Raw genomic sequence first — 16919 nt, forward strand, 5'->3', positions numbered from 1 at the left:
ATTATTCAATCTATTCCTTTATGGAATTTGAACTTTACTCTGAGGCGCTACCGTGGCCAGAGTTCCCTTATTAGGAGGTATACCGATTGGAAATTCAGTGGTTGAGGGCATTCCTGGCAATTGCCGAGCAGGGCTCGGTATCCGGGGCTGCAGAACAGCTGCACCTGACCCAGCCCGCGGCTAGTAAGCGCCTCGCAGCCCTGGAGCAGCAGTTGCAGGCCCCGCTGTTTGACCGCATCGGCCGGCGCCTGCAACTAACCGATGCCGGGCGCGCCCTACTGCCCCGCGCTCGCCATATCCTCAACGAAATCAGCGATACCGAGCAGGAGTTGCGCGCCCTTGGCAATAATGTCAGCGGCAGCCTGCGTATCGCCACCAGCCACCATGTGGGCCTGCACCATCTGCCGCCAGTGCTGAAGGAATTCAGCAATCGCTACCCACAGGTTGCCCTGGATATCGACTTTGTAGATTCTGAGCAAGCCTACGAAGCCCTAATGGCCGCCAAGTACGAACTGGCCGTAGTTACCCTGGCCCTCAAGGATTACCCCCACCTAAACGCACAAGTCATCTGGCCAGACCCTTGTGTGGTAGTGGCTGCACCCGGCCACCCACTCACCAGAATCCCTGAGCTGGAACTGGCTGACCTAGCCAACTACCCCGCGATCTTGCCGGATCTCAACACCTATACCGGGCGGCTGATCAAGCGGGAGTTCGACGCCTTGGGCTTAAAGCTCACCGCCAAGCTCGCCACCAATTTTTTGGAGACGATCAAAATGATGGCCTGTGTCGGACTGGGCTGGAGCGTTTTACCCCAAACCTTGGTGGATGAGAGTTTGGCGGTATTACCGGTAAAAAAATTGCAGGTCCTGCGTAACCTCGGCGTAATCAGCCATCGTGGCCGCACGCTCAGCAATGCTGCCAGCGCACTGCAGCAGATGCTTTTTGAAGCAAACCCGTGAATTTCTATTTGGCAATTGGTTGATCGAGATTCCTTATAATTCATGCCACTTTTCTGACATGACTTCACACTATTTCAAGGAAACAGAAACATCATATAAACGTCAGTTCGCTCTATTGGCCGACAAATTTGTAAAAATGTGCAACTTACAGCAACAGAAAAAAAATAACCCTGTACACTCCGCGACAAATTTATCACGGAGAGAAGCTCATGAAGAAATCTGCTATTGCACTGTGCGCCCTTCTCAGCAGCGCTACCGCCAACGCGGATACAGTTCTCGGTTTTGATGCCAGCATCGGTGCCTGGCTGCCAAATTACAACGGGGATATTGGTAAAGATGATTTCAATGTAGATGAGCTTTCCCTCAGCGAGGACCACATCACCTTTATCCAGGCCGCACTGGAGCACCCGATCCCCTTAGTACCCAATATCATGCTTGCACACAGCAATATTGATACCGATGGCAGCGCTGAACTGCAAAGCACTGTGACTTTCGACGATGAAACCTTCCAGATCGGCGCAACCATCAACACCGATCTCGACCTCACCCATACCGACGCCACCTTCTACTACGAAATTCTGGATAACTGGGTAAATCTGGACTTGGGAATTACCGCGCGTAAGTATGACGGTGAGTTTACCGCCATTAGTGAAGACCGCGCCGAAAATATCCAGCTAACTGGCTACCTGCCAATGGCTTACGGAATGGCCCGGTTTGACTTGCCATTTAGCGGCTGGTCCATTATTGCTCAGGGCAATGGCACAGCTTATCGCGGCGATACTCTCACAGATTTCACTGCAAAAGTTCGCTGGGATTTCGTACCTGCTGTGGACCTGGCGATTGAGGCCGGCTACCGCGTAATGACCTTAAACCTCGATGAGCTGGATGATCTGCAAAGCGATATTGAAATCAAAGGGGCCTATATTGGCCTCAACCTGCACCTGTAAGCCCAAGCCCTGAATCATTCACATCGATTCGCAAATTACTTCCGGCACGCTATAGCTAGCGCGCCGGAATTCCCCTAAGGTGGGTTCATAATTTCGCCCCTTGAGATACCGCAATGCGAAGCACGAACCTCTCTCAACATCACCGCTTAATATCCCACTAGGTATTCCTGAGGGCCGCAGAAACACAGTAAACTCTCCAGAGTTTCCTTTGAGCATGAACAGCGAGGCGAGCGGGCAGTGCAACCTTTTCTGCAAACACTAGGAATTTCCCACCCCATTCTTCAAGCACCAATGGCCGGTGTATCTACCCCTGAATTGGCTGCGGCCGTCTCCAATGCGGGCGGACTCGGCGCCATCGGGCTCGGCCCCTACTCCCCGCAAAAAGCCGCCGAAAAAATCCAACAAACCCGTGCACTTACTCAGCACCCTTTCAACGTCAATGTCTTTTGTCATCAACCTGCAGTTGCAGATGCCCAACGTGAGGACACCTGGCTCAATTTCCTGGCTCCATATTTCTCAGAATTAGGGGCAACACCTCCACAAATATTACACGAACCCTACCCAAGCTTTCTTGGTAACCGCGAGATGCTTGAGATGCTCCTGCAGGAAAAGCCCGCAGTGGTAAGCTTTCATTTCGGATTGCCCGATCAAGCCACAATCAATGCTTTAAAAAATGCTGGTATCACCCTGATTGCCACCGCTACAACCCCAGAGGAAGCAAAATCCGCAGAAGAAGCGGGAATGGATGCCTTAATTGCTCAAGGTATAGAAGCCGGTGGCCATAGAGGGGTGTTTGTACCTGAGGAAGACCGGGAAATAGGTACACTCGCTTTGGTTCGCCTGCTTTGCTGCCAAAGCAACCTGCCTATTATTGCTGCAGGAGGCATTATGGATGGAGCCGGAATACATGCGGCTCTTTCCCTGGGCGCCAGTGCTGTGCAAATGGGAACCGCATTTATACTTTGCCCAGAGTCCGCCGCTGACGAAAACTACCGAAAAGCACTTAAAAGTGAGCACGCCCATAACACTGCTGTTACTGCGAATATCTCTGGGCGCCCTGCTCGCGGTATCTCCAACCGCTTTTACACTGATCTAAACCGCAACGCCCCGACAAGACCTGACTACCCAATCTGCTACAGTGCTGGCAAAGCGCTCGCCAACGCTTCAAGTACAGCAGACAGTGATAGCTTTGCCGTGCAATGGGCCGGCCAGGGAGCCCCTCTATGCCGGGCACTACCCGCAGCAGAGCTGATTACTACCCTGGTGGCCGAACTGGAAGCCACAAAATAAGCTGAAGGGCATCAGCGGGAAAAGATCGCTATCTTATTTCCATCCAGATCGTGGAAATAAGCCCCTCAGAAGGCTCCAGGGTCTCTATGGCCAAGTTCACCTTCGCTCACAGCACCCAAGCTAAGAGCCATAAAATACGATCAACCTCCTTTTTATTTTCGGCTTTAAGAGCAACCATAGTGCCATCACCAAAGTTGGCAGACTCATTATTGAAAGGCACAGTGAGCGCGAGTTTCGTAGAGGAGTTGAGAAATTCCCAAAAGACCACTCTACCAGACGCATAAATTTCCTTACCCCCAAGTAAGCTAATTAACCGACCATAAAAACTGCGAGCCTGCTCCAGGTTATTGGCACCAAGTGAAATATGTGAAATCACTACAATCACTCCTGTTTAGGGTAATTGACGTAAGATATTGTTTTTAGGAGCAGCGAATCAAAATATAGCCGGGCTATTACCCGGCAACATTTGGTTTATTGTTGATCATCTGAGGCTATCGCCCGAAAGTTACATAACAATCGAGATCAGCGGGAGAGAATTGCCCCAACCGCAGTTTGAACCTCATTATCACTGGCATTGATACCGAAGCAGAAAGACCGATATTCATCACCGCTCCCGCCAAATCTACGGTCAATCTCGGCCAGGCAATGCACCATTTCACCATCCAAAATAAATGAAAGTTCTATTTCCTTCGCCCCGAAGAAGCCACCGCCCTTAAATTCAATTTCTTGGTAGCACCCAGATTTAGAAGAAAAAGCGCCCCCATTCAAATAGCCCTTTTCAACATCTGTCTTCACCAAATCAAAGCCTTCGCTCTCAATCATTGCAATAATAGACTGCACCACCGGCAAGGGCTTTATTTCCAGATAATCTCGATCCTTAGGATCAATGGCAAAATCAATATCCAGTGCCGTTTCCAACCAAACCCGACACTGATTCTTTCGAGCCACCAATGCAGTGATGGGTGTCTCATCGTTTAGCTTGAATTCAAAGGGAATCTCTCTACCCTCACCAGCACCAATGGTAAATGGCTCCATAATTCTTACAGCGCTCAAAATCATGTTGACATGGCTAGTACCATTGTCATTTTCAACTTTCACTTCGGTACAAAGCTTTAAGTTAATAGCTTCAATCGCCTGTTCAATATCACCCCCCTGAACATGGACATTCCCCGTGATTAGCCCTCCCTGAAATACACTCGCGCTTTCCAGTACCGTATCAACCTTAGCCGCACCAATTCCCAGAGAGGCCTTTAACTTCTGCAACATAATTTCTACCAACAATTAAAACTCATCGACCAATACTAAACACAGCACCTACGATAAAACAAGCAGGATCACACAGGTGGAGCACAGCGACAGAAAAAATCTTCCTTAGTCTAATAATGATTACTCTGCATATTCACTTAAATAAATAATCTATCTGCCAAGAATAGAAACCAATGGAAAACTATCATCTACGAATAAAACCGATCATCAGATAAAACAAACTATCAACAACTATCACAACCAAGAAAACGAAAAGGCCATATAAAAATGACCGCCCCCAAGATAAATCAAACTGCAGACGCAACATAAACAAGGGCACGATAAAATACAAAAGCGCTAGCAGAACCAAAAAACGCTTATCAACTCCAACTATCCCAGCTCCAATATTGGCCAATAAGATCAACAATGCCGGCACAAGAACAAAAGCTATAGATGCAAACCCATCCAACCCTCGATTTTTACCCCGTTCAAGGAACTTTAACAAGATAAAAACCACACCTGCCGATACCAATACTTGAAGCATAAATTTCTCCACCTATGCATTTAAAAGCAGCATATTGACTGGCTCTTAGCGCACCACAATAAACCCCAATATAAATTTGGAAAAATCACTACGGACAATAAAAACGCAGGTAAATCTTTCACATACATGGACAGTGTATTGAATTCATATTAACCCCACAAACAGTAGCATTTAGTCCGCAGAAGATACACGGATAACATGACCATCAGGATCCTTTACCAAGAAGGTCTCACCAAAGACATCTGTATATAAGTCTTTATATATATTTATCCCAGCATCCGCCTTCCACTCTTTATAAAGCTCTTTCACTTCGGCATCAGTCTCAAGATTAATACCAATCTCTGCAAATCTTGGTGACTCATGCTCTGGAGACTCGCCACCTGACCAAATAGCAAAATCCGCAACCCCATCAACCTTAAAGACTACATATCTAGGGCTTACAAAGTAGGGTTCAAAATTAAATAAATTTTGATAGTATTCAGCGGAGTGCTTTATATCCGAAACATAAATTAACTGTAAATTGGGTTTCCTGATCTCTATCATGAATACATACCTTTAGTTGTGACTTCAAAACACCCGAAATGAACATGTAACAGACAAATCTGTATTAAGGGTACTACAAACACAATGCATACTCTATTTGAATTTATATAGAAATCACATGAAAAAAGGGTTTGTTAAATCAACATTTATAAAAGATAAGTTAAGATTCAGATAATCCAGGCAATCGCCTTCATTAATTTTATGGGTTCCATCACTATAAAATCCGAAAACTGATAAATGAATATTCCTACTGACTACCTAAGGCTTACCCACAGATGTCGCTTCAAACTCAACCGGAAGCTTACTGAAGAAATAACTTTTCGATACTTTCAGCATTACCAGATGTAGAAATTTTTGTACCACATTACCAAATGTGATTTATTGCACATTTTTCTCAATGAAGCTATTCAATTCAGAAATCGATCGAACAACATACAACTTTTTATTTGTCGATAGCTTTTCCAACCGTTGTAAAAATCTATCATTCCAAAATTTTGGGCAGAACTTTAATATTTTGTAGCTCTCAAGCGTTCCCTTTAAAATGGAACTCCCATTAGGCCAGCCTTCTGGTTTCTTAAACAATCCTGTAAAGAGCCGCTTCGTCACTAACCAATAGGTAACAAAGTAAGGTAAATCTATATAGATAAGCGTATCGGCTTCGCCTAAACGCCTATTAAAAGAATCCAATGAGCTTATTGGCCCAAAGCCTTCAATAATCCACTCTTCGGAAGCGAGAATGTTCCCGTGAGTCTCTTCATAGCTAAGAAGATCTACTTCTTGACCACTCTGCTGATATAAAATGGAATCCAAAGCATACAATTTTATACCGGTTACTGACGCTAGCTTTTTACCTAAAGTAGATTTCCCATTTGCTGGCTTGCCAAAGATTGCTATTTTTTTCATTCCAGTTCCTTCATCTAGTGCAACCCCCAGAGGCAGAAACAAAAAACCCGCCTCTTTGGCGGGTTTGATAAATTAGTAACACATCAACAATCCCACCATTCTTATGGAATGATAAGAATAATTCGAGGAGTTGGTTGCGTTGAAATTGTATTCATCTAATCATCTTGATTTAAGCATCACTCAATGTCAACCACTTGCCTGATAAAAATACCTCACCGGACTGCGCTTTGGCCACCTTCCCTCTAGTCATTGGAGATACCAGCCCAGAAACTAAGAAAAAACAACTACTAAAAACGGTGTCAGTAATTTCTTAGCTTATAGCGCCAATATAGTTTGTGGCGCAATTTTGGCGACTTTATTGTACCTTTTACAATAAAGTCGCCGAGCTTGGAATCACGATTGATGCTGTTAAGAATTTTCTTATTGCGAGAAAGCTATTGTTTTGTCAACCAAGCAGCCATTAACAGATTTGGGCTCATTAAGTTTGTCAATAAGCCAACACTCTTCATAGATTGAACAATAACAGAGCTCTATACCTATAAATTTATCGGTTTCGCCAAGTTTATCTGATTCTTTGCCTGTATATGATAATGGCTTAACCGTATTTTGTGGCGACAGTATTCTATTACTAATGTGGGATTGAGTAATACTAGGTAAATTTGGAATGTCATTCCAAAATTTGATAGGCTCAGATTTGTATTGAACTATCCCATACTTAATTACAGCAGGACCATTCCCACTATTCGTTACACTATACTCAAAACGTGTGGTGTTAAAATTACGATGTATTTCCAACCTTGGCCAAACAGAAGCTCGAGCATAAGCACGATCTACATAAGCAGAATACATGCTAACTATAGCCGTAACGAAACTAATTAATAGAGCTGAGAAAGCAACAACCATCTCAGGTTTTTTGTACCACTTCACATTATCCATGCATTCATATTCCTAAACTTTGGCTCTATCAGCCACATAGCCAATTAACATTGCCAACAGGAGCAGCCAGACCATTTACGGTCAAAGCGGGCTGATCAACCAACCGGCTCCCTGCCAACCATTTTTGACTGGCTACAGCCTGGTAAATTTGCAGGGTAAAATAGCATATTTTCCTTACCAGTTAACTATCTGATTAGCACTCCACAATGAAGCATCAGGCTTGTAGGACTTATTGATTTAAAAGAAAGGCACTTGAATGAAAATGCGCTAGTAGTTTGAAGAAAAACACTCTGGGGAAATGTACTCAAGTAGAGATTGAAGCTTGCAGCAACTACAATCCTTCCAAAAATTGACCGCCACTATAACCGGCATTCTAAATACGCGGTATAGCGCAGCGGAAGCATACTTCAAAATATCTGATTCATTGCCTTGTTATACGGTGAGCTCTCTCTCCATTACAAGGACTTCTAAGCCGCAATAAGTAACTTTTTCTATTGGATTCCAACCCAAACAGCTATAAAGACCTCCGTCTAGATACTCCGTTTGGAGATAGAGCTTCGACACACCAAGCTGTTCTGCTAGTGAGATGATTCTGTCAATGATTGCTTCTACGATTTTCTTTCCGCGATGGGACTTGGAAACATACACACCACCGAGTCAATGTTCCTTTTCTGGGTAAATAGTCATTTCACGATATTTCAACTGTGCCGCACCCAAGATTTCTCCTGATTCAACTGCTATAACGAGAAGTGGTATTTTATCGGTGTTTAGGTAGTCAGAAAGCGATTCTCGAGTTTTAGCCAGGCTATTGCTTTCCCTTAGGTAACCCCATTCCGTAAAATACCACTCCGCAACAATTGGTAACGCTTGTTTATTCTCGGCTAATAGCTGCAATTCCATCTCTCAACCTTTCGTTTGTGGTTTGCCGCATAATATTCACATGCGGCGGTGAAGCGTAGCGTAAGCCGCTCGGCGGCGATAGCGGCGATAGCGGCGATAGCGGCGAACAACATGCCTTCGTTAACTGATTTAACACCCACCATCACCACCCCCTCCATCTCCAAAACCTCCAGAATCACCACCGCTAAAGTGACCGTCCGAGCTAGAGCCCTAAGTTACTCCAAACTTCACTATAAACCACAGTACACTAGAAATTAGGAAGCCCGTAAATACTAACGGAGCGAAGACTAAATTAAGCAAATTTTCGGAAGTTAGATCTATCATGTACCAAGCTCCAACTAGACCAAAAAAATTTATTGTGAATGATTTCATTTACTCTCCTTGTATCACTTAACACCCCGCAAAGGGACGAACAAATAAACGCAGTGTTTTGGCTGTCCCAGCGACCAAAGGGAGCGATTGCTGCGGATTGCTATGTGTTATATTTTACCCACGAAAGATACCTTCTGAGAATTTCCATTTGACGAGCCATAAACCTTGAAAAATTAACTGCACTCCATAATATGAATGCGAGAAGCACAAGTAGCTAATAAATATGAAAGACTTAGGCAATAAAATTGTCCACAATATATACCAAAATCACAGCCGCAAATACAATCCCCGACGAATGGCTTCTTCGACAAAAGCTAAAGAACTAGCTTTCCTTATTTTCCATCAATAATGAGCCTTAATCCTTGAGGCGAATTAAAAGATCTCACATAAAACTCATAATAAAGCCTGCGAGGCATCTCTAAGAACGAATCCACACCCGAATGTTCAATTTTAATCCAATGTAACACTCTTAATTTCCCTTAATTTTAATGTGATAACAAACGACGGCAAAAAACTAACACCACGCTTTATGGCTAGTTTAGAGTGGAACAGTAAACCAGTCCGACAACATGCATTGTTAAGTGGTTCACTCAAGTGCAAGGTCATTTGATTTACCGTAAGCACCACACAGGCAACACATTTCTGGATACCAAAACACTTGTAAGAATGGAATATGCCCTTCAATCTTTTTTAGATCGAAAGTAAAACATACTCAGTGCCTCTTTCTTTTAAATGAACTCTTTTTGAATATTCACCGAACCTATGCTCAGAATTTTCAGGATAGTATTCTATAGTTGCTTCAGCTCCGTAATTTAAGCCCTCAGCATTCATAGAAATTGTCTCCTGGAATGTATTCGATGCAATCTTTTCTACTTTAATGAGCTTATCAAACTCAGACCCCATTTTAGGAGCGATACAAGCAAACGCCAAACTAGAAGCAACCAGACATGCAAGAGTGATTAGAAATCGATTCATAGCTATTCACTTAACGTAAAGCCAACTTGCGCGGGTGTTCTGGTATGAAGCCGGTGAGCACAATAAAGTTATTACTTTAGCAATTTACTCAAAAAACCCCACAAACCCCTTACGTCTAGTTCAACGCCTCGTTATGCGCCTTTCCACTACCGCACACAATACCATTGCCACTAGCGATCAGGGATATCGCCATAAAAACCTATTACACAAGATACTTTTCCTTGCTCATCTATTTCTGTTACGTCAAACCCAGCCATAAGTAACTTGTCTTCCTGATGTATAGCCCAATGGTAGCGATGAAACCCATGCTGAGAATCTACTCCGCTAGCTCTAGAGTAAACCGCACCTGGAAGCTTTGATTTCACTTCATGGACATTTTTTTCAAATCCATCAATACCAGAGACATCAATGGACGGATCAACAAACCGGACATTGTTACTTAGGGCATTTTCAAGGTGATCGCGTACTTTGGTAGAGTCAGGCTCGTTCCATGCCGCCAGCATATAGTCGAGCGCTTCTGGGTAGTCTGCCATATTTTCTTTCTCAAATATCTAGAAAAATTCAGGGTTCAAAAAACGTGATCGCATAACGTTTTGCTCAGCAGGCACCGGAAAGTGCTACCGTAGCGTACAGCACAAAACGCCCAGGGTGTAGGTGATCGGATACGGTAACTTGTTATGTACTGTGGATAGCCAATAATAAATCAAAAGCATTGCTTTCTTAGCTCCTTAAATAGTTCTTTGCCTTTTTCATTTAGTTTACCTTCATCCCGGCCACAAACTTCGATATAAGGTGAATTTATGTGTATTGCTTTAATAGCTCGCTGCCGAATTACTTCTAATTTTGGGTTAGCAATCTCACAGGCCTCAAAGTAATCCCAGCGTTTGTAGTCAACATCATCCTTGATCCATGACTCAAGGAGATTTGCAACCTCCTCAGGCTTCCACTCAACCAAACGCACCTTCCACTTCTTAAATAAGTAGAAGGCAATAACGGCCAAGCCACCTAAGCCCAGCCAATATAAAATGCTCATACTGATTTACGCATAACGAGACTGTAGAAAAACAGTTTTAGAAAAATCTGCCATTTCCCAGATTCCTCCAATTGAAATTTCGGCCAAATTTTATCTATACCACCAAATTTCATTCATTGTATTAAATTTAGGCATCTTGATGCCCTTAATTTATACTCAATCAGTGGATACTGCCATATCTCATCAACTTTTCAATGTTATGTACCAAGCAGAACATCTGCCATTGTCCTTGAACCTTACTTTTTCCTCGTAGCGAGAAGCGATTCAATCGTTTATTGGTACCAATGTTTCCAAATACCGGTTCGACAGCAGACATTCGATGTCCATAAATGGTCTTGCCCTCGATACTATCAACCCTCTTCTTCATCCAGTCGGTGGCTGTCCGTCCGTTTGTCCACGTAAGGGATACTTGCCTTCCGTGTCCTTTTCGAGAGTCAGCAGAGTCTGGGTTTCGCATACACTGACTTTTAAGGCTGCATGCCCTGCAGTCGGTGAGGCGCCCTTCGAACAGTAGTTTCTTCTTACCTTCACTGACATGCTCTTCTTTTAACAAGAGCATGGCTTTTCCTGCAGGACAGATACAGGTTTTCTTTTTCTTGTTGAATGTAAATTCACTAGCTGGGGTAGTCTTCTGGACATTAGCCCTACCTTTTTGATTGCGCTTGCCATACTTGGTTTTTTGCGTTGTAAAAGCTTTATCACGTGAACGGAATTTATTATCAGGTATGTAGGCATTGATGCCGTTCTCTCGCAGGTAGTTGTAGTTAGCGTCGTTGGAGAATCCAGTATCAGCAGTAATGATGACCTGTTTGGCCAAGATGTCTTCATCTATTCCTATATTCTGATAATGGCAACTGATGCCATCAAGAATAGGTTTCAATGTATGATGCTCCTGGCCCTCTCCAAAGGCCTGGGCCTCAACAACTATCTGATGCTTCCTATCAACTGCGGCAACACCGTTATAGCCCTGGATGGTTCCCTTGCTGGTAGTCATCTTAGCTGATTCATTGTCCGTGATATTACTTTTCACTTCTTTAGGTTTTTTACCTTGCCCCATCCTGGGGGAATGATTCTTTAAGAACTGATCAATTTTATCAAAGTGTTTCTGCAGCGTATCCGCCGCTTTAGCTACCGCTTGCTTTCGCTCTTTTTCTTTAGGCTTCCTGCCATCCAGCCTCTTGTGCTCTTTGAGGAAATATTTGATCTTCTTGCGAATTTTTTCCTGCTTCTGTGCTAGCTCTCTAAAAGTCCCCGAATGTTCTTTGCTGGCATTGGATGGCATCTTGCATCCATCTATTGCGAAAAGTTCGTTTCCAAGCAGTCCCTGCTGATCGCAGACCAGTAACACTTGCTCAAACACCGACTCAATCGCATCAGGATAACTGCTTACGAAACTTGCAATACTAGTAAAATGCGGAACGGTATCGCATGACAGTGCTTTGAAGAGGATATTGTTCTCACATTGCCATTGAATTTCACGACTTGAGGTAATGCCTTTTGAGTAAGCAAACAATATGATTTTCAGGAGGATAGCTGGATCATAAGCGGTTCGCCCGCCGCTATCATTTTGATATTTTTTATGGAAGGCAGAGAGGTCGATATGATCATCAATCAGATGATGAAGTGTAAACTCAAAGGTTTCAGGTTGTAATTGTTCTTCGAAATTGATGACGACCATTGCATCTTGGTTGTAATCGTAACGTTTGAAGTTGGGCATATGGATAATCTCGACATCAAGACCTCCATTTTAACAAAAAAGCTACCTTTTAAGAGTTTTTCTACAGCCTGAACGCCGCATTCAGCGGCTTGTCCGCTGCAATGTTTTCTAGCCGAATGCTTTAGTGATATTTGAAAATAAAGCTTTAAACCCTTTAAGGTCAGAAGAAGAAATGTTTTTTGTCTTTTTAAACTCTTCGAGCAATTTACTTTTAAGCTCATTTTTAGCCGACTTCCTAGCCTTCGTATCTGTAGATGTCAATTTCATTACAGTGTCAGTATTCTTTCCATAAACATTGCCAAGCACGGTTTGAGGTAAAAGCCCTTCGATACAATCTTTACCTGCCTCATTCAAACCCACAGCCATGTGGTCATTTTCATTTTCCAAACTAAGTTGATTCATAATCTTTTGCAACTCATTTTTTGCGTCTAGATCGTATGTAATGTAAACACGATTAAATTTTTCAATAACGAATTTCAGCATTATCGAGTTTTTTAGAGCATCCTTTCCTCCATACGCAATAACCTCAACACCTTCCGGTATGGAAAAACCTTTAATCCCTAACGATGAAATATACTCTAAATATTCTTTATCTATTGGACCTTCAACTAATATCGCGTTATCTCTTGATGCTTTTACGACATCACCCCATGGTTCAACAGACTCATGGTTCAATCCTAATATTTCACCAAATGGCTCCATCCACTTATCGCATGAAACATCGACAACAACAGTTTCTTTTAATCTTTGTCTGAATAATTTTCTATCAAGAAGCACGTTAGATTCGGGTTGCTCTTGACAAAGCATGTATGGGCTATGAGTTGTTATGATTATTTGTATCTCAAGCTCTCTTGAAAGCCCTCTAATTACTCTTCCAAACTCAGCTTGAGCAGAAGGATGAAGAAAGCTTTCAGGCTCCTCTATGATAATAATCGGCGTAATTCTATTCTCATCGTTTGTTTGTTGCTTAACCCGACTAGCTGAGAGGATAGACATCATAATTTGAGTTCGATTTTGAGTTCCAGCACCCCAATCATCCAAAGGTACTTCCAAGCCTTTATCTTTAAGGTTTATTCCTAAAGGAATTGAATTCCTGAAGAGTCCTTCGAAAACGGTTAGCTCGACTTCATATTTTTCTTCTAGTTTACCTAGAAGCCCAGACAACTCACCTCTATGCTCTGAAGCAAACTTCTTTACTTTTTTTCTAATTCTTTCTTGCTCTTTATTTAACTCTTCTTTCTCATCTTTTGAGAGTATCATCTCATGGAAACTTCTAGCTCCGGAGGGGCGGTAGATTTTATTACCTCCACCTGTTGAATTGTGGAGAAATACAATATTTGATGAAGATAACCTCTGATATATTTCACCCGTTTCATATTTTTCGAGTTCATTACCGTTAACTAGTATAGATATTTCTTTTTCTTCTTTCTCTCTAATCTTCACTCTCACATCTAGTGTAAAATTCTCATCTAGATCATCTATTTCAGCGATCTTTTTAACGAAGCTGTAAAGACCTGGATCTGCCTCTTTAGAGGCGGTAATGAAATAGTTAAATTCGATTGCTGCACCGCTATTTGCCCATTGGGTTTTAGAGGTTGTGTAAGATATAGAATCTTCATCTTCAAAAAACGAAAACTCCCTTTCTTTCCCTTTAAAAAGAGACCGAATACACTTGATTACAGATGTCTTACCAGCATTATTTTTACCGCTAATAGAAGCAAAGTACCCATCAAAGTTTAAAGTCACATTTTCAAGTGTTCTAAAATTTTTAATCTCTAATTTTTCGATCTTCATTAAATCTATACTTCCTGATGTATGGGATTTCTAACGCCTGGCGCACAGGCAAAGCGCGCAGTGCTTTGCCCAGCCACACGAAGTGTGGCGATTGTGCCGTCACTTGTTAGCTGTATTACTCATGGATGAAGTAAACATCTGTTTCTCTTCCTTCATCTACCATTGGAACCTCAATTGAAACCAGAGCTTCTAAAATAGATATGAACTCATCCTCAGATACAATTCGCCCCTGCTTTTTACTATATAAACTTCTTAGTTCTTTCCTAGAAATACTAATTTTATCAATACTCAACAGGTTCTTCTCATTCAGAAGCTCAACTAGCTTTCTAACATTTTCAGGCGGTGCTTCTGACTCTTGTACGTGCCAGATGAACTCTTGAACCTCTTCTGGTTCATCAATTTCGTAAATAACTGTTCCAGAGATACTTGTATCCGTCTCCTTCTGCCATTGAATTTCTTTGGCGCCGAGAGCACCTAGGAATTCTATAAGAAATTGCTTTCTTCGCATGACTCTCTCGTACAGCTAACGCCCGCATTTGCGGCGGCTGAAGCGCAGCGTAAGCCGTCCGGCCGCGATAGCGGCGAACAACATGCGCTTGTTATACGTGGTTAGCTCCATATAACCCATCCGATTGCCACCCCTAAAACCAAACAAGAAACGCCTATTTTGACCTGTAATTTATACTCTGCTTTATCCTCCATTATTGCGCCTTGAATGTACAAATTTAGAGCTTCTTCAGCTACTTCTGAAGATGGAAACTCTTTATAAAAGTTCAGTAAAGCATTTTGAACTTTGGGAACCCATAAGGATGGATGATCGTCCTCAGAAGGATAATCTAATGCAGACAAAATATGAGGAGCCTGTTTCTTCACTAGTTTCCCGATGTTCTCTGCTTCATCATAATACTGAGATATATCCATTGCCGTATCTACGTATAACGAAAATAGATATGCGGAACCGTTAAGGAAGTTGGCGGTACCTTTGCGCAAGCAAAGGGAATGACAACTTTTAGGTTTCCGCATCATCGGGTTGTTATTTGTTGCTCGTGGCATTGTGTACAAATCCACTACAAATATCTTTCTTGCTACTGTCTACCACGATTCGGAGAGAGAAATTAGCAGCTCTAGGTTCGCGGCCTTGCTTCGAAGCGGCTGCGCCGTCCGCATCAACTTCGTTATGCGAGCGTCGCTGAAGCTTCGAAGCTTACACGAAGGTCGAACCGTTGACTATGGGCTCCCCCGCCAATACTGTTTTTTTATACAGCACCCCAATAATCATCTGCTATTCTTAACGGAACCCTCACAAAACTGGAGCGAGCGACCAATAACGCCCGGCCTGTGTTTTATACACATCATTTAAGTCCATTTAAAGCCTCCGCTGCCTCCATATAATGGAGAAGTTTAGTGTACCCCTGCCAAACGGTTTTAACTCCAGGCTCACCATCGCCGCTCCGCCCCAGAAAGCCTCCAAGTCCTGCCAGCATACGAGTTATATCTCTCATACTTGGAGCTTCATTTGGTGGGGAGGTTTTAGCCTGCATTATCCATATCATACGCCACTCTTTTTCAGAGTAGACTTTCGTACACGATGTATCAGGAAGCGTTCGTGCTCGTGTTGTCATGGAGTGTAGACGCCACCCAATAATCATATAGATTGCAATACAGTTCAGCATTCGCTGCTCGGTTCTAAAGCGATTACTTTCTATCTGGCATCCGCCTTTCACCACTCTAAAATAGGTTTCAATTTCCCATCGACTTCGATACCACTCAATGATAATCCTTGCTTGCTTAAAGTCCTCAACTGCAAGATCGGTCAGCAGCATCCATTCAATACCTTTTTTGCCTTCTGGTGGGCCTAATTCCTTAGCAAAAACTGCGTAGATAGAAAGAGGTCGTTTTGATTTTCCTTTTCCCTGCAATCTTACTTCTGCAATGGATACACTGACCTTAGCTTCCCTTTCTGGCTCTCCATTTCTTTTGGGGATACCTACTGTATATTTTCCGATGGACTTCTGTTTGGTCAAATAGTCCCAAAGTAAAGTCGTATCTTCTCCTTCGATCTCTAAACTACGATTAGCCTTGGCTCGAACAATATAACTTGCACGCCGATGTTCATTTTGATCTTCAGCTAATTGAAACCACTCATGAATATCCCCCTCTCTATCCGCGATGCTCACAATCGTGGTTTCAGGACAGTGCTCTTGTATCTCACAAGCTGATTCATAATGGTCTAGCCAACGTCGACTCTCTTTATCTTGTATCGACTTGGTATAGCGAGAATTAGCGCTAGATTCTTTATCTCGCTGCCACATGCTACCCTCAATAATACCCAGATTATCTCTGGATGGTGTTATAGCGATAGACGTATGTAGGAGCTGCTGATTAGTCTCTTTGCGTCGGAGTGTTCCCATTTCTTTGCTTTCTAAATCGGTAGCAAAATTTAGGAAAGTGGTATCCTGAGGGATAAGAACAACTGGTTGAACCTTGATTCTTTCAAGAGTGGCTGATTTATGGCCACTCATAATGGAGTCAAAGCTGACTTTATCATTTTCGATAAATCGATAGGCTGCAAAGGTTTCTGCCCAAGACTTGTTTGCACAGGGAATACTGCTCTTTGGGTCGGAACTTAAATTACTGAGAATATTGGACAACCGCTTATTCAATCGTGTATCACCCATAACCTGATTTTTCACTTCGTCCCTGACCCAGTCCTGCATAATTATCCAGCCAAATCTGTAGCTCCTATACCGTACAAACTGTA

General features: G+C 42.9%; 20 protein-coding genes. 3 read left to right on the forward strand and 17 right to left on the reverse strand.

Translation table 11 applies throughout. The features are described 5' to 3' along the window. Positions 1-86 precede the first annotated feature (86 nt). The 3 genes from ACJJIV_RS04430 to ACJJIV_RS04440 all read left to right on the forward strand — a co-directional run bounded on the left by ACJJIV_RS04430 (position 87) and on the right by ACJJIV_RS04440 (position 3196). Positions 87-959, forward strand: a complete 873-nt coding sequence (locus tag ACJJIV_RS04430; RefSeq protein ID WP_252085156.1) for a LysR family transcriptional regulator — start codon at positions 87-89, stop codon at positions 957-959. Positions 960-1168: 209 nt separating this feature from the next. Further along, positions 1169-1906 (forward strand): TIGR04219 family outer membrane beta-barrel protein, encoded by a 738-nt coding sequence (locus ACJJIV_RS04435; RefSeq protein ID WP_444890884.1) that lies wholly within the window; start codon positions 1169-1171, stop codon positions 1904-1906. A gap of 237 nt (positions 1907-2143) precedes the next feature. Further along, positions 2144-3196: an NAD(P)H-dependent flavin oxidoreductase gene (locus ACJJIV_RS04440; RefSeq protein ID WP_444890885.1), complete on the forward strand. Its 1053-nt coding sequence runs from the start codon at positions 2144-2146 to the stop codon at positions 3194-3196. Positions 3197-3302: 106 nt separating this feature from the next. Here the strand turns inward: ACJJIV_RS04440 and ACJJIV_RS04445 are convergent, their stop codons facing one another. From ACJJIV_RS04445 to ACJJIV_RS04525, 17 genes are all read right to left on the reverse strand, one after another. Next, positions 3303-3572: a VOC family protein gene (locus ACJJIV_RS04445; protein WP_444890886.1), complete on the reverse strand. Its 270-nt coding sequence runs from the start codon at positions 3570-3572 to the stop codon at positions 3303-3305. Between the two features lie 146 nt (positions 3573-3718). Then, complete coding sequence (locus ACJJIV_RS04450; RefSeq protein WP_444890887.1) at positions 3719-4462, reverse strand: sporulation protein; 744 nt, start codon at positions 4460-4462, stop codon at positions 3719-3721. 184 nt (positions 4463-4646) lie between these two features. Continuing rightward, on the reverse strand, positions 4647-4985 hold the full coding sequence (locus tag ACJJIV_RS04455) for a hypothetical protein (protein ID WP_444890888.1): 339 nt from the start codon (positions 4983-4985) through the stop codon (positions 4647-4649). 171 nt (positions 4986-5156) lie between these two features. After that, positions 5157-5528 carry a VOC family protein gene (locus ACJJIV_RS04460; protein WP_444890889.1) on the reverse strand — a complete coding sequence of 124 codons (372 nt, stop codon included), beginning with the start codon at positions 5526-5528 and terminating at the stop codon, positions 5157-5159. 378 nt (positions 5529-5906) lie between these two features. Continuing rightward, entirely contained in the window at positions 5907-6431 is a 525-nt protein-coding gene (locus tag ACJJIV_RS04465; protein WP_444890890.1) for a P-loop NTPase family protein, read from the reverse strand. 420 nt (positions 6432-6851) lie between these two features. Further along, complete coding sequence (locus tag ACJJIV_RS04470) at positions 6852-7367, reverse strand: hypothetical protein (protein WP_444890891.1); 516 nt, start codon at positions 7365-7367, stop codon at positions 6852-6854. A 432-nt stretch (positions 7368-7799) separates the two neighbouring features. Continuing rightward, positions 7800-8015, reverse strand: coding sequence for a GNAT family N-acetyltransferase (locus ACJJIV_RS04475; protein WP_444890892.1), 216 nt, complete (start codon positions 8013-8015; stop codon positions 7800-7802). A gap of 9 nt (positions 8016-8024) precedes the next feature. Continuing rightward, positions 8025-8267 (reverse strand): hypothetical protein, encoded by a 243-nt coding sequence (locus tag ACJJIV_RS04480; RefSeq protein ID WP_444890893.1) that lies wholly within the window; start codon positions 8265-8267, stop codon positions 8025-8027. Beyond that, a complete protein-coding gene (locus ACJJIV_RS04485; protein WP_444890894.1) occupies positions 8249-8449 on the reverse strand; it encodes a hypothetical protein in 201 nt (66 codons plus the stop codon). The genes ACJJIV_RS04480 and ACJJIV_RS04485 overlap by 19 nt, the downstream gene beginning before the upstream one ends. Positions 8450-9329: 880 nt before the next feature. Further along, positions 9330-9614 (reverse strand): hypothetical protein, encoded by a 285-nt coding sequence (locus tag ACJJIV_RS04490; protein WP_444890895.1) that lies wholly within the window; start codon positions 9612-9614, stop codon positions 9330-9332. Between the two features lie 170 nt (positions 9615-9784). Continuing rightward, entirely contained in the window at positions 9785-10147 is a 363-nt protein-coding gene (locus tag ACJJIV_RS04495; protein ID WP_444890896.1) for a hypothetical protein, read from the reverse strand. A gap of 170 nt (positions 10148-10317) precedes the next feature. Beyond that, on the reverse strand, positions 10318-10647 hold the full coding sequence (locus ACJJIV_RS04500) for a hypothetical protein (RefSeq protein WP_444890897.1): 330 nt from the start codon (positions 10645-10647) through the stop codon (positions 10318-10320). A 160-nt stretch (positions 10648-10807) separates the two neighbouring features. Next, complete coding sequence (locus tag ACJJIV_RS04505) at positions 10808-12364, reverse strand: transposase (protein WP_444889496.1); 1557 nt, start codon at positions 12362-12364, stop codon at positions 10808-10810. Positions 12365-12472: 108 nt separating this feature from the next. Continuing rightward, positions 12473-14158, reverse strand: a complete 1686-nt coding sequence (locus ACJJIV_RS04510) for an ATP-dependent nuclease (RefSeq protein WP_444890898.1) — start codon at positions 14156-14158, stop codon at positions 12473-12475. 115 nt (positions 14159-14273) lie between these two features. Continuing rightward, complete coding sequence (locus ACJJIV_RS04515; RefSeq protein WP_444890899.1) at positions 14274-14666, reverse strand: hypothetical protein; 393 nt, start codon at positions 14664-14666, stop codon at positions 14274-14276. 101 nt (positions 14667-14767) lie between these two features. Further along, positions 14768-15079, reverse strand: coding sequence for a hypothetical protein (locus tag ACJJIV_RS04520; RefSeq protein ID WP_444890900.1), 312 nt, complete (start codon positions 15077-15079; stop codon positions 14768-14770). 431 nt (positions 15080-15510) lie between these two features. Further along, positions 15511-16875 (reverse strand): IS4 family transposase, encoded by a 1365-nt coding sequence (locus ACJJIV_RS04525; protein ID WP_444889695.1) that lies wholly within the window; start codon positions 16873-16875, stop codon positions 15511-15513. Positions 16876-16919 lie beyond the last annotated feature (44 nt).

Source organism: Microbulbifer mixtoriginis (SeqCode), from assembly GCF_052466765.1.